A 12,221-nucleotide genomic window follows, 5' to 3' on the forward strand; every position below is an offset into this window, starting at 1 on the left:
GCTCACCTCGCGCGGGGCGCGGCCGGAAGGACCTTCGCGCTGCCCACGGGATTGCGCGGGTCGCTGCCGCCTTCGAGCACGTTGCCTTCGCGGTTCCACATGACCGTCTGCAGGTTGCCCCAGACGTAGCTGGAACTGCGGCCGTCCGCGGCCGGAGGCGGCGTGGCGACGGTGTGGCCCATCGCGCGCAGGGCCGCGATCGTCGGCTCGGCCAGCGCGCCGGCCTCGGTCTGCACCACGTCGGGCAGCCACTGGTGGTGGTAGCGCGGCAGGGCCGCGACCTGCTGCGGCGCAAGGCCGTCGGCATAGCCGAGGATGCCCAGCAGCACCATGGTGATAATGCGACTGCCGCCGGGCGTCCCGAGCACCGCGACCCGGCTGTCCGATACCAGGAAGGTCGGCGTCATCGAACTGAGCATGCGCTTGCCGGGCCTGGGCGCATTTGCCTCGTAGCCCATGACGCCGAACGCGTTCGGTGTTCCCGGCCGCAGGGCGAAGTCGTCCATCTCGTTGTTGAGCAGCACGCCGGTGCCGCGCGGAATGAAGCCCGAGCCGTAGGTCAGGTTGACCGTCTGCGTCGCGGCGACGCGGTTTCCCTCGGCGTCGATGATCGAGAAGTGCGTGGTCTCCTCGTCCTCCAGCGGCGTGGGCGCGCCCGAAAGCAGTGCGCTGGGCGTGGCCCGGTCGGGATGGATGGTGGAGCGTTGGCCCGCGGCGTAGGCGGCACTGGCGAGCAGCCTGGAGGGCACGCGCACGAAGTCGGGATCGCCCAGGTAGAAGGTGCGGTCGCGGTAGGCGCGGCGCATCGCCTCCACCGTCAGGTGCACGCGCTGCGGCTCGGGCAACTTCGCCAGGTCCCAGGGCTCGAGCATCTGCAGCATCTGCGCGAGCGCGATGCCGCCGGAGGACGGGGGCGGCGCGGTCACGACGTTCCAGCCGTCGTACTCGAAGCGCAGGGGCTCGCGCTCCCTGACGCGATAGCCGGCCAGGTCCTGCGCCGTCCAGCGCACGCCTTCGGCCTCGACCCCCGCAAGCAGCCTGGCGGCGACTTCGCCGCGATAGAAGCCGTCGAAGCCATTGCGCGCCAGCGCCTCGAGCGTGCGCGCGAGGTCGGGCTGCATGAGCAGCTCCCCCACTTCCGGCGCATCGCCATCGGCGAGGAAGACCTCGCGCGTACCGGGGTAGCGCTCCATCACCTTCGCGCGGCTGCGGTAACCGTCCGCCAGGCGGGCATAAACGGGAAAGCCTTCGCGCGCGATGCGGATGGCGGGCGCGAGCGACTTCGACAGCGGCAGCCGGCCGTACCTGCCCGCGATATGCACGAGCGCGGCGGGCAGGCCCGGGATGCCGGCCGACCAGGGGCCGTTGGTGGCGCGGTCGCGATCGAGCTCGCCCTTCTCGTCCAGGTAGGACTGCGGAGTGACCGAGGACGGCGCGACTTCACGCGCATCGACGAATACGTCGCGGCCGCGGCGCGCGTCGTGCAGCAGGAAGAAGCCGCCGCCGCCCAGCCCGGAACTGACGGGCTCGACCACCGACAGCACCGCCGACACCGCGACCGCGGCGTCGAAGGCGTTGCCGCCCTCGCGGACGACCTGCAGGCCGGCATCGGTGGCGAGCTGGTGCGCACTGGCGATGGCAGTGCCCGGCGGCTTCGCGGCGGGGCGCTCCTTCTGCGCGCCCGCGGCGGGGAATGCCAGGACGAATGCGAAGAAGACGGCGCCCAGCGCCCGGATGGCCTCACGCACCGACCGGCTCCGGCAGCGTCCCGCCGGCCAGGCGGATGGCCTTGGCGAGCAGGGTTTCCTGGCTCTCCGCGTGCGCCGGGTCCGGGTCGATGCACTCGACGGGACAGACGACCACGCACTGCGGCTCGTCGAAGTGCCCGACGCATTCCGTGCAGCGTGCCGGGTCGATGACGTAGATCACCTCGCCCTGCGAGATCGCCTGGTTCGGGCAGGCCGGCTCGCAGACGTCGCAGTTGACGCAGAGTTCGTTGATCTTGAGCGACATGTGGGGACCGGGCTCGGGCCGGGCCTGCATTGTCGCACCCGCGGCCCTGCCGGGCGCTGACGCAGGCGACACGGGCCGGAGGCGGCGGCGGAACGATGGGCAAAAAAAGGACGGCCGGCTTTCGCCGGCTGTCGCCTCACCCAGCGCCCTGCCCCCGCCTTCGCGGAGGCGCGCACCGGGAAGGCGCCCGCGGGGTCCGCGGGCGCCGATGCCTTACTTGGCCTCGACGAACTTGTAGGTCGCGCCGGTCGGCTTGACCGCCGCTTCGACGCGCGCCGAATCGGCGGCGTCGCCGATGAAGAGCACGCGCACGCCCTTCATGGAGTCCGGCGCGGCCTTGGCCAGCGCGGCAACGGCCAGGTCGGCGCTCTTGGCCGAATCCGGCGAGCCGAAGGCCAGCAGCGTGCCTTCCACGCCGCCGCGCATCATGGCCGTCTGCGCCTCGCCGAGCTGGCGCTCGTAGGCGCCGGCGAAATCCGGCGAGTCCGCGGCCGGCAGGGTGTAGGCGTAGACGCTCAGCGCGCCGTCGGCATTGCGCTTGACCACGTCGGTCAGGTACGTGTTCCAGGCGCCCTCGTCCTTGGTCGTCGGCACCGGCACGGCGGGCGCTTCGGCCTTGGCCGGGGCGGCTTCCTCCTTCTTGCAGGCGACGGCGAACGGCAGGGTCAGCGCGGCGGTCAGCAGCAGGCGATGGGTGGTCTTCATGGATATTCCTCGTGGTGGGACGTCAGGTACGCCGCCGGTAGGCCTGCAGCGCGGAGGCTACCGCTGGCGGCACGAAACCGGAGACATCGCCGCCGAGGCGGGCGATCTCGCGGACCAGCGATGAAGAAATGAAGCCGTATTGCTCGGCCGGGGTGAGAAACAGCGTCTCCACTTCCGGGATCAGGCGGCGGTTCATGCTCGCCAGCTGGAACTCGTACTCGAAGTCGGACACGGCGCGCAGGCCGCGCAGCAGCACGCCCGCGCCGACGTCGCGCACGAAATGCGCGAGCAGGCAGTCGAAGCCGTGCACTTCCACGTGCGGATGATGGGCCACCGCATCGCGCGCCAGCTGCACGCGCTGGTCCAGCGGCATGGCGGGGCCCTTGCCCGGGCTTTCGGCCACGCCGATCACCAGGCGATCGAACAGCTTCGCGGCGCGGTCGACGAGGTCGATGTGGCCGTTGGTGATCGGGTCGAAGGTGCCCGGATAGACGGCGGTGCGGTGGCGGGCCGCGCTCATGGATGCATCACTCGGTGCGGCTCCCCGCCGCCGGAACGCCCCGGAGTGTAGCAGCGGCCGTGGCGGCTGCAGGCGCGCGGTGCAGCGCGTAGCGCACCTCCCGGGTGCGGCCCTCCCGGTGCAGGGGCCAATCCGGCGGCACGCCCGGGTCGAGATCGGCCGGCGCCTCCACGTACACCAGGGCATCCGGGGCGAGCCGCGGGGCCAGCAGCGGCCAGACCTGCGGCCACAGCCCCGCGGCGAAGGGCGGGTCGACGAAGGCGATGTCGAAGGCTTCGCGCGACTTGCGCAGCGCATCCAGAGTGTCGCCCTGCACCACCGTGGCGCCGTCCGAGCCCGGCAGCCGCGCGAGCGTGGCGCGCAGGGCGGCGGCGAGGGCCGCGTCGCGCTCCACCAGCACGGCGGCCGCGGCACCGCGGGAAAGCGCCTCCAGGCCCAGCGCACCGCTGCCGGCGAACAGATCGAGCACGCGCGCGCCCGGCAGCCAGGGCATCAGCCAGTTGAAGAGCGTCTCGCGCACGCGGTCGGAGGTCGGGCGAAGGCCCGGCGAGGCCGGCACGTCCAGGCGCGTGCCGCGCCACCGGCCGGCGATCAGGCGTATTTTTCCGGGCGCTGTGTTCATCGGGGAGGCGGGAGGCCCGGTGCTAGCATGGCGCGCCATTTTCCCCGAAACCGCCCGCCCCCGATGCTGAGTTTCCTGCGACGCAAGAAGCCGACCGAACCCGAACGCCGGCTTTCGGACGAGGAGATCGCGGCGGCGTTCGGGCAGGCGCCGGCCGCCGCGCCGGAGCCGGCCGCGGAGTCGGCACCGCCCGCGACCGGTGCGGCGCCCGGGGCCGTCGTCGTGGAGCCGTCCACCTCCGTCGATGCCGCGCCTTCGCCCGTGGATGCCGCGGCCGACGCGACGGTCGACGCCGCATCCGCACGGACGGCCGCGCCCGAAACCGTCGTCGCGCCTGTCGTGCCTGCGCCCTCTGCGGTGATCGAAGAGGCCCTGTCCCCGGCCACGCCGGCTGCGCCCGTGCCGGAAGCTGCGCCGTCCGGCAACGACGACATGCCGGCCGATGCCGCCGCGCCCGCCCCCGCCGGCCGGCGCGGCTGGCTCGAGCGCCTGCGTGGCAACACTTTCACCCGCTCGATCACCGGGCTGTTCTCGCGCAATCCCAAGCTCGACGACGACCTGCTGGACGAGGTCGAGACCGCGCTGCTCACGGCCGACGTCGGTGTCACCGCCACCACCGAGCTGGTCGAGCGCCTGCGCAAGCGCATGAAGGCGCGCGAGTTCGCCGACGCGAACGCGCTGCTCGCCGCGCTGCGTGCCGACCTGCTCGCGATGCTCGAGCCGGTGGCCAGGCCGCTGGTGATCGATCGCGGCGCGAAGCCCTTCGTGCTGCTCACCGTCGGCGTCAACGGCGTGGGCAAGACCACCACCATCGGCAAGCTCGCGCGGCGCTTCAAGGACGAGGGCCGCCCGCTGATGCTCGCCGCGGGCGATACCTTCCGCGCGGCAGCGGTCGCGCAGTTGCAGGCCTGGGGCGACCGCAACGGCGTGCCGGTGATCGCCCAGGGCCAGAATGCCGACGCCGCGTCGGTTGCGTTCGACGCGCTCCAGGCGGCGAAGGCGCGCGGCACCGAAGTGCTGATCGCCGACACCGCGGGCCGTCTGCATACGCAGCAGGGCCTGATGGCCGAGCTCGGCAAGATCAAGCGCGTGCTGCAGAAGATCGACCCGTCCGCGCCGCACGAAGTCCTGCTCGTGATCGACGGCACCACCGGCCAGAACGCGCTGTCGCAGCTGCGCCAGTTCAACGCGGCGGTGGGCGTCACCGGGCTCGTGGTCACCAAGCTCGACGGCACGGCCAAAGGTGGCGTGGTGTTCGCGCTCGCGCGCGAGTTCGGCATCCCGATCCGCTTCGCCGGCATCGGCGAGCGCCCCGAGGACCTGCGCGTGTTCGACGCGGCCGCATTCGTCGACGCGCTGCTGCCGGAGGCACTCGGGCGCGGATGAGCAACGCGGCCGTCCGCGGCGACGACGCGGCTCCCGCCGGGCGTCCGCCGTCGCGTCGCCGTCGCGTCGCGATGGTGCTGGTGCTGCTGGCGATCGCCGGCCTCGGCGTGCTCGTGCACTGGGCGAGCAGGCCGCGGCAGGTGGCCGACATCGTGCTCGCACAGACCGGCCGCGCCCTCGGCCTGACGATCACCGCACGCGGCGTCGCCGAGTACCGCCTCCGTGGCATGCCGCAGATCGTCCTGCGCGACGTCGAGGCGCGCCTGCCCGGCGACCGCATACCCTTGCTGCGCGCCGAGCGCATCCTGCTCTCGCTGCCGTGGACGACGCTCCGCTCGCGTGGGCGCGAGCTGGTCGTGCACCACGTCGAACTGGATGGCCCGCGGCTGGACATCGGCGCATTGCAGCGCTGGCAGGCAACGCGCCCGGAGACCGCCGAAACGCGCGTGCCGCGCCTGACCGACGGCGTGTCGATCCGCCGCGGCCGCGTGGACGGCGCCGGCTGGCACGTGGAGGCGATCGACGTCGACCTGCCCTCGCTCGCACCCGGGCAGCCGGCGCGTGCGCACCTGCGGGGCCGCCTCGTCGCGCGTTCGCTGCACATGCCCTTCGACCTGCGCGCAACGCTCGCCCGCCCCGAGGAGAACGCGGGCCTGGGCCTCGCGGGCACGGCGACGATCCTGCGGCCCGAATGGCGCCTCGCACTCGATCTCGTCCTGCGCGGCCGCCCGCGGCTGGGCGAGGAGCCGGGGCTCGATGCGCTGGCGGTCGGCGCCGATGCGCTCTATTCCGCAGGCGACAGCCGCCTGCCCTTCGGGCTGGGCATCGCCGGGCGCCTGCGCTGGCGGGACGGGCTGGTGCTTCGCCCCGCGGGGCTGGTGCTGCGGCAGGGCCGGGAAATCCCCGACCTGCAGGCCGGCGGGATGCTGACCTGGCGCGACACGCTCGCCTTCTCGCTGACGGGCTCGATGCGCCGCTGGCCGGCCGGCTGGCCGGCACTGCCCGCGCCGCTCGCCCGGCCTGCCGGCCCGCTCCCCCTCGACCTGGACTATGCGGGCCCGCCCGACCTCTCCGGCACCGCGCGACTCGCGCTGAAGTCCGGCGCGACGCGGCTGCAGGCCGATTTCCGGCTGCCGCGGATCCTCCAGTGGCTGGAGTCCGACGCACGGGGCACGCCGCTTCCGCCGCTGGACGGGCGGCTGACGACTCCGCGCCTGGAGGTTCCCGGCATGGTGCTGCACGGCGTCGAGATCGAGGTCGACGATGGCGGCTCCTGATCGCCCTGCCGCGGCGCCAGTGGCCACGCGCCTGCTCGACTGGTTCGACCGCTGCGGTCGCCACGACCTCCCCTGGCAGCACCCGCGCACGCCGTACCGCGTGTGGCTGTCGGAGGTGATGCTGCAGCAGACGCAGGTGCGCACGGTCGTTCCCTACTTCCAGCGCTTCGTGGAAGCGCTTCCCGACCTGCGCGCGCTCGCCGCGGCCGATGCGGACACGGTGCTCGCGCTGTGGTCGGGCCTGGGCTACTACAGCCGCGCCCGGAACCTGCACGCGGCGGCCAGGCTGTGCGTGCAGCGGCACGACGGCGAACTGCCGCGCGATGTCCGGGCGCTGTCCGCGCTGCCCGGGATCGGCGCGAGCACCGCCGCGGCGATCGCCGCGCAGGCCTGGAACGACCGCCACGCCATCCTCGACGGCAACGTCAAGCGCGTGCTCGCGCGCTACCACGGCATCGACGGCTGGCCGGGCCTACCGCGCGTGGAGCGCGAACTCTGGGCCCACGCCCGGCGGCACGTCGCCGATGCCGCACTGCCCGACGATCGCCTCGCCGACTACACGCAGGCGCAGATGGACCTGGGCGCGACCGTCTGCACGCGCAGCCGCCCGGCCTGCGCCATCTGCCCCTTGCAGGCCGACTGCGCGGCGCGCATCCACGGACGGACCGACGAACTGCCCACGCCGCGCCCGTCGCGCGAGCTGCCACGCCGCCAGGCCCATGCGCTGCTGGCGCTCGATGCATCGACCCGGGTGCTGCTGCAGCGCCGCCCGCCCACCGGCGTCTGGGCCTCGCTGTGGTCGTTGCCGCAGTTCGACGACGCGGCCGTTCGCGATGCGTGGCTGGCCGCGCACCTGGATACGGAGACGGCACCGGAGGCGATGGCGCCCGTCGAGCACACGTTCTCGCACTACCACCTGATGCTGCACCCGCAACGCCTGCGCGCGCGCATGGCCGACCGCGCCGCCGACGATCCCGACCTCGCCTGGGTCGACGCGGACTCCGCGCGCAACCTCGGCATCCCGGCGCCCGTCCGCCGACTCATCGAACGCATCCTCGAGGAATGACATGACCCGTCGCGTCCACTGCCACTACACCGGTCGCGAGGCCGATGGCCTCGACTTCGTGCCCTGGCCGGGCGAACTCGGGCGCCGCGTCTTTGCCGGTATCGGCAAGGAAGCCTGGGCCGCCTGGCTCGCGCACCAGACCATGCTCATCAACGAGAACCGGCTGTCGCCCATGAATCCGCAACATCGCGCGTTCCTGGAAGAACAGATGGAAAAGTTCCTGTTCGGCGGCGGCGCGGAGAAACCGGCCGGCTACGTACCCGATTCCACCCCGGACGCCTGAAAACGAAAAGCCCCGCAGGCGAACCTGCGGGGCTTTCGGGATCCGTGGTGGCCGGGGAGGGAATCGAACCCCCGACACGGGGATTTTCAATCCCCTGCTCTACCAACTGAGCTACCCGGCCACGGCCACGACCGGGGTCGTGGGACGCGGAATGTTACGGATCGGTCGACGTGTTGGCAACCCGCACGCGCGGTGAACACGGGCTGGCCGGCATCGCCCCGGGCACGACGCCATGATGTCCCGGGAGCATCATGGGCCGACCCACCCGGAGGCGACCCTCATGCGCGCGATTGCTCCCATGCTCGCCATCACCCTGCTCGCCGCCTGCGCAGGCAATCCCGTGCGGCGCGACGAGCAGGACCTCGCGCTGTACCGGCAGCACGCCGGCGCGCCGGTCGACAGCTTCTCCTACCTCGGCCGTTTCGACAGCTGGACGCCGCTGGGCGACGAGTCCCTCGTCCTGTGGGTCTCGCCCTCGCGCGCATGGCTGCTGGACGTGGACGGGCCCTGCAACGAGCTTCCGTTCGCCCACGCGGTGAAAGTCAGCGCCAGTACGGGCCGCGTGCATGCGCGCTTCGACTACGTGACGCCCCTGGCCACCGGCATCCGCGCACTGCCCTGCCGCATCCGCGAGATCCGGCCGGTCGACGTGCCCGCGCTGCGCGAGGCGCGACGCCGGATGGATCCCGAACCATCCCCGTAAAAAAGCACCCCCGGGAGTCCCGTCCCGGGGGTGCACGCACGCGAGGCAAGCCGACGCGTGCGTGGCCGGTCAGTCTTCGGCCGACTGGTAGGCCGTCAGGTAACGGCCCGCGGCCACGGCGAAGTCGGCGCGCGTGACGGTCTTCGACGGGTCGAAGTAAGCCCGGAGCGTGGGCTGCAGGTCGTACGGGCCCTGCGTCACCGCGAACCGCGCATTGATCAGGCCGAGGTCGAGCGCGAGCTGGACATAGCCCCGCAGAGGCGCCGGAATCGAGCTGGCATCCGCCACGGGAACGCGCTTGCCGTCGTAGAACGCCGTGAGCTCCCCGCTGAAGGCGCGTGCCTCGTTCTGCAGCGCCATCGACTGCACCAGCGAGTACGCCAGCGATACGCGGGTAACCGCATCGTTCGGGCGGAACGCGCCGTTGACGGTGCCCATCACCGGATCCTGCGAGTGGGCCAGGTCGCGCAGGGCGCCGCCGCGCGCGGCGACCGCTTCGGCGAACGCGTAGCCGGTGCTGCCGGCCGCCATGTCGCTGAAGCTGGAGCGCCCGTTGAACGGCAGGTGCTGGCGGATGTTCTGCCCCATCATGAGGTACTGCGCGAGCTCGATGCGCTTGAGCGTGGCATCCGGGCGGAACTGGCGGTCCGAATGCCCGTCGACGAGGCGATGGGCGACGGCGAACTCGATCGCACCGCGCGCCGGGTGGCTGGCCACGTCGTTCATGCCGGTATAGCCGGCGCTGCGCACGAAGCTGATCTGGCCATCGACGGTACCCGGCAGGCCGACGCCGTTGGTCGAACCGGTCGGGTCGAGCGCCACGCCCGAAACGCTGCCGATGCCGCGGACCTGCACGCGCCAGGTGCCGGGCTTGCCCGGCGCGCCCGCCGTGACGGTGTCGCCCAGCAGCGGCAGCGCGATCGAGGAGCCGTAACGGTTGCCGTCGGGATCGACGAGGGCGATGGCCAGGGTGTTCTCGCCGATCGTCGCGCGCGCGGCAACCCAGGCGACATCGGCGCCGACCTCGAAGGTGAAGTCCTGCAGCGGGCCGACCGGCAGGAACTGCAGCGAGAAGGGCACCGGCGCGGCGTCCGCCGCGGTCAGCGCGTTGGCATTGAACGTACGCAGGGCGTTGGGCGTCGCGCCCCAGCCCGACCGCACGCCGGCCGCCTCGGCGACCGCCGCATACGCGTTGAGGTGGCCGAAGCCGGCTTCCCACGGCAGACGGCCGGTCATGTTGGTGGCCGTGCGCTGGATGATGTCCTTCACCTGCGCCGGGGTGAGGTTCGGGTTGGCTTCCAGCATCAGCGCGATGACGCCCGCCACGTGCGGCGTGGCCATCGAGGTGCCGCTCATGTAGCTGTAGAACGGCAGGTGCTCGGGCGCGAGGCCGACGTCCTGGGTGGCGGCCAGCGCCGGCAGCGCGCCGGTGTTGGCGCGGGTGGAGATGATGTCCACGCCGGTGGCGACGATGGTGGGCTCGTTGACGTAGGTCCACGTGCGGCCGTCCGGCATCGTGAAGGTGCCCGTCTCGCCGCGCTTGCCGCGCGAGGAGAACGAGGTCAGCACGCCGTCCTTCTCGCCGGCGCCGACCGAGATCACCCAGGGGGCCTGCGCGTAGGGGTTGTGGGTGTCCTCGCCCGCGCCGTCGTTGCCGGCGGCGAACACGCTCACGATGCCGCGCTTGTAGAGCTCGTAGGTGGCGATGTTCACCGGGTTGAGCGGGTCGAACTTGCCGCTGCTGCCCCAGGAGTTCGACACGACGCGGATCGTGTCGCGGAACGAGAACTGGTTGGTGGCCGCATAGTCGAGGCCGCCCACGGCGTCGAGCACGAACAGCACCGCGCCGGAGCCATAGCCCACGATCGACGCGCCGGGCGCGGCGCCCCGGAACAGGCCGTTGGAGCGTTCGCCGGTACCGCCGACCGAGCCCGCGCAATGCGTTCCGTGGCCGGAGCCCAGGTCGGTATTGGGCACCCCCTCGAGGTAGGTGATCGGAACGAGGCCGGGTACGAGCTCACGCGCGACCTCGGCGAGCACGTTCTGCGGCGCCAGCACGTTCTGCACCACGTGCTCGCCGAGCTTGAGGTCCTCGTGCGTCGCATCGATGCCCGAATCGTTCACGACCACGCCCACGCCCTTGCCGCTGAACGGAATCGCGCGCAGGAAGTCGGCCGGATTGGCCACCACGCGCGCCGCGCCGGACATCTCGCGCTGTTCCTTGTTGAAATAGCGCAGCGGGGCGTTCCAGTAGATCGACACCACGTCGTCGCGCTTGGCGAGCGCCTGGATTTCCGCAGGGGTGGCGAGCACGCCGGCGATCGGAAGGGTGCGCATGGTCCGGCCCTTGTCGATGCCGAGCGCCTTCAGCGCCTGCAGCTGGACCCCCGTGACCGGGCCGGACTGCCGGTAGGTGACCACCACGCCCAGCTCGTCCGCGGGCGAGGCCGCGAGCAGCCGGTTCACCAGTTGCGGGTCGAGATGCGCGTCGGCGAGGGCGACGCCGCTGAGGAGAAGGCCCGCGGCGAGGGCGGACAGGCGGATTGGGGTGCGGGACTTGGGAGCGGACATGGCGGACTCCGGGCGGGGATTGTCGGACATGTCCTTTGTCGACGATCCCGCAGTCCGCTCCCATCCGGTATTCGGCCCAGGCGGACACGGGGTAAACACCCAGCCGGCAGGGGTAGAACCGCCGATGGACCGCAGTGCGCCGGTGTGGCAGTTTCGCTCTGCACCACACGACGACGCCTTCACGACCCGCCGACTAGCGTGGCGCCGTTCACGCCGCCTGAACATCACCGGAGTTCCCGACATGCCCAAGTCGCTCGCACGCTGGTTGGCCGCCACCATGCTGGTCCTGGCCGCGCCGCTCGCGGCCGCGCAAGCCCTGCTTCCCGTTCGCGTGCAGGTGCAGGGCGATACCGCACGCATCGAGGTGGGCGCGCCGGGCATGGAACTGGCCGATGTCACGCTCGAATTCGACGAGCCGCAGGGCCTGTCCCCTGCGGCGCTCGGAGTGAGCGCGCAGCTGGTCTCCCTGAGCGACCCCGGCCTGCTCGCGCGGCTTCCCGGATCGCTGACGCAGCTGCAGGGCGCGTTCCCGCTGCTGCTCACCATCGAGCCGCCCCCGGGCACGCTGTCCTTCGCGCGCGTGGTGCGGGTGGAGGTGCACACGCACGCCCTGCCCTACACCTACGGCAGCTCCTTCCGCCTCTTCAAGGCGTCACTTGGCGGCAGTTTCCGCGACATCACGACGCAGGTCGCCCAGGGCAGCGTGCGTGCACGCGGTACGACGGGCGGTTTCTCGCAGTTCCTCGTGCTGGCGGACCTTCGCAGGAGTGGCGACGTGGTGGCCGAGAAGCTCGACCGCCTGCAGGCCCGCATCGCCCTCCTGCCTGCCGCCGAGGCGGCACCGCTGGAAGTCGAGCGCGCCGCGGCCGAGCTGGCCGTCGCCGAGCGCCGCCATGACGACGCACTGGCCCACCTCGATGCGCTCGCGGCCCGCGTGAGAGCGCGCGCGGGCGTGGCGATCCCGCAGGTCTGGACCGCGGGCGGCGGCTCGCAGAATCATGCAGGCGAGCTGCTGGCGGGCGTGGACACGGCGAAGTTCTCGATCGCCTACCTGCGCAACTTCGGCCACTGAGCG

12 protein-coding genes and 1 tRNA gene are annotated in these 12,221 nt (G+C 72.3%); 6 read left to right on the forward strand and 7 right to left on the reverse strand.

The genetic code is table 11. The features are described from left to right. Positions 1-2: 2 nt before the first annotated feature. From ggt to rsmD, 5 genes are all read right to left on the reverse strand, one after another. Complete coding sequence (gene ggt, locus EYQ95_RS14450; protein ID WP_132327928.1) at positions 3-1,748, reverse strand: gamma-glutamyltransferase; 1,746 nt, start codon at positions 1,746-1,748, stop codon at positions 3-5. Beyond that, positions 1,741-2,013, reverse strand: coding sequence for a YfhL family 4Fe-4S dicluster ferredoxin (locus EYQ95_RS14455; RefSeq protein WP_132327929.1), 273 nt, complete (start codon positions 2,011-2,013; stop codon positions 1,741-1,743). The genes ggt and EYQ95_RS14455 overlap by 8 nt, the downstream gene beginning before the upstream one ends. A 213-nt stretch (positions 2,014-2,226) precedes the next feature. Then, positions 2,227-2,718, reverse strand: coding sequence for a hypothetical protein (locus EYQ95_RS14460; RefSeq protein ID WP_132327930.1), 492 nt, complete (start codon positions 2,716-2,718; stop codon positions 2,227-2,229). Positions 2,719-2,740: 22 nt separating this feature from the next. Next, positions 2,741-3,238, reverse strand: a complete 498-nt coding sequence (gene coaD / locus EYQ95_RS14465; RefSeq protein WP_132327931.1) for a pantetheine-phosphate adenylyltransferase — start codon at positions 3,236-3,238, stop codon at positions 2,741-2,743. A gap of 7 nt (positions 3,239-3,245) precedes the next feature. Next, the gene (gene rsmD / locus EYQ95_RS14470) at positions 3,246-3,899 is read right to left on the reverse strand and encodes a 16S rRNA (guanine(966)-N(2))-methyltransferase RsmD (protein WP_132327932.1); all 654 of its coding nucleotides are present in this window, start codon (positions 3,897-3,899) and stop codon (positions 3,246-3,248) included. A gap of 24 nt (positions 3,900-3,923) precedes the next feature. Here rsmD and ftsY point away from each other — a divergent pair, with 24 nt between their 5' ends. The 4 genes from ftsY to EYQ95_RS14490 are packed head-to-tail and all read left to right on the forward strand — an operon-like array spanning position 3,924 to position 7,872. Then, positions 3,924-5,246: a signal recognition particle-docking protein FtsY gene (ftsY, locus tag EYQ95_RS14475; protein WP_132327933.1), complete on the forward strand. Its 1,323-nt coding sequence runs from the start codon at positions 3,924-3,926 to the stop codon at positions 5,244-5,246. Next, entirely contained in the window at positions 5,243-6,523 is a 1,281-nt protein-coding gene (locus EYQ95_RS14480; protein WP_132327934.1) for a hypothetical protein, read from the forward strand. The genes ftsY and EYQ95_RS14480 overlap by 4 nt, the downstream gene beginning before the upstream one ends. Then, positions 6,510-7,589, forward strand: a complete 1,080-nt coding sequence (gene mutY / locus EYQ95_RS14485) for an A/G-specific adenine glycosylase (protein WP_132327935.1) — start codon at positions 6,510-6,512, stop codon at positions 7,587-7,589. The genes EYQ95_RS14480 and mutY overlap by 14 nt, the downstream gene beginning before the upstream one ends. A gap of 1 nt (position 7,590) precedes the next feature. Beyond that, positions 7,591-7,872, forward strand: coding sequence for an oxidative damage protection protein (locus EYQ95_RS14490; protein ID WP_132327936.1), 282 nt, complete (start codon positions 7,591-7,593; stop codon positions 7,870-7,872). Positions 7,873-7,917: 45 nt separating this feature from the next. On the opposite strand, the gene EYQ95_RS14495 is transcribed toward EYQ95_RS14490, so the two are convergent. After that, a tRNA-Phe gene (locus EYQ95_RS14495) sits at positions 7,918-7,993 on the reverse strand. 159 nt (positions 7,994-8,152) lie between these two features. On the opposite strand from EYQ95_RS14495, the gene EYQ95_RS14500 reads away from it, so the two are divergent. Continuing rightward, entirely contained in the window at positions 8,153-8,575 is a 423-nt protein-coding gene (locus tag EYQ95_RS14500) for a DUF6491 family protein (protein ID WP_165924743.1), read from the forward strand. 69 nt (positions 8,576-8,644) lie between these two features. Here EYQ95_RS14500 and EYQ95_RS14505 read toward each other — a convergent pair whose 3' ends face one another. After that, positions 8,645-11,146 carry a S8 family serine peptidase gene (locus tag EYQ95_RS14505; RefSeq protein WP_132328017.1) on the reverse strand — a complete coding sequence of 834 codons (2,502 nt, stop codon included), beginning with the start codon at positions 11,144-11,146 and terminating at the stop codon, positions 8,645-8,647. A 241-nt stretch (positions 11,147-11,387) separates the two neighbouring features. Here EYQ95_RS14505 and EYQ95_RS14510 point away from each other — a divergent pair, with 241 nt between their 5' ends. Next, on the forward strand, positions 11,388-12,218 hold the full coding sequence (locus EYQ95_RS14510) for a DUF6689 family protein (RefSeq protein ID WP_132327938.1): 831 nt from the start codon (positions 11,388-11,390) through the stop codon (positions 12,216-12,218). The last annotated feature ends 3 nt before the right edge of the window (positions 12,219-12,221 follow it).

This window comes from Lysobacter sp. N42, assembly GCF_004344885.1.

Excerpts from the sequence above, each read along its gene's own strand:
- EYQ95_RS14455 (WP_132327929.1), bottom strand. The coding sequence starts at position 2,013 with ATGTCGCTCAAGATCAACGAACTCTGCGTCAACTGCGACGTCTGCGAG.
- EYQ95_RS14460 (WP_132327930.1), bottom strand. The coding sequence starts at position 2,718 with ATGAAGACCACCCATCGCCTGCTGCTGACCGCCGCGCTGACCCTGCCG.
- coaD (WP_132327931.1), bottom strand. The coding sequence starts at position 3,238 with ATGAGCGCGGCCCGCCACCGCACCGCCGTCTATCCGGGCACCTTCGAC.
- rsmD (WP_132327932.1), bottom strand. The coding sequence starts at position 3,899 with ATGGCGCGCCATGCTAGCACCGGGCCTCCCGCCTCCCCGATGAACACA.
- ftsY (WP_132327933.1), top strand. The coding sequence starts at position 3,924 with ATGCTGAGTTTCCTGCGACGCAAGAAGCCGACCGAACCCGAACGCCGG.
- EYQ95_RS14480 (WP_132327934.1), top strand. The coding sequence starts at position 5,243 with ATGAGCAACGCGGCCGTCCGCGGCGACGACGCGGCTCCCGCCGGGCGT.
- mutY (WP_132327935.1), top strand. The coding sequence starts at position 6,510 with ATGGCGGCTCCTGATCGCCCTGCCGCGGCGCCAGTGGCCACGCGCCTG.
- EYQ95_RS14490 (WP_132327936.1), top strand. The coding sequence starts at position 7,591 with ATGACCCGTCGCGTCCACTGCCACTACACCGGTCGCGAGGCCGATGGC.
- EYQ95_RS14500 (WP_165924743.1), top strand. The coding sequence starts at position 8,153 with ATGCGCGCGATTGCTCCCATGCTCGCCATCACCCTGCTCGCCGCCTGC.
- EYQ95_RS14505 (WP_132328017.1), bottom strand. The coding sequence starts at position 11,146 with ATGTCCGCTCCCAAGTCCCGCACCCCAATCCGCCTGTCCGCCCTCGCC.
- EYQ95_RS14510 (WP_132327938.1), top strand. The coding sequence starts at position 11,388 with ATGCCCAAGTCGCTCGCACGCTGGTTGGCCGCCACCATGCTGGTCCTG.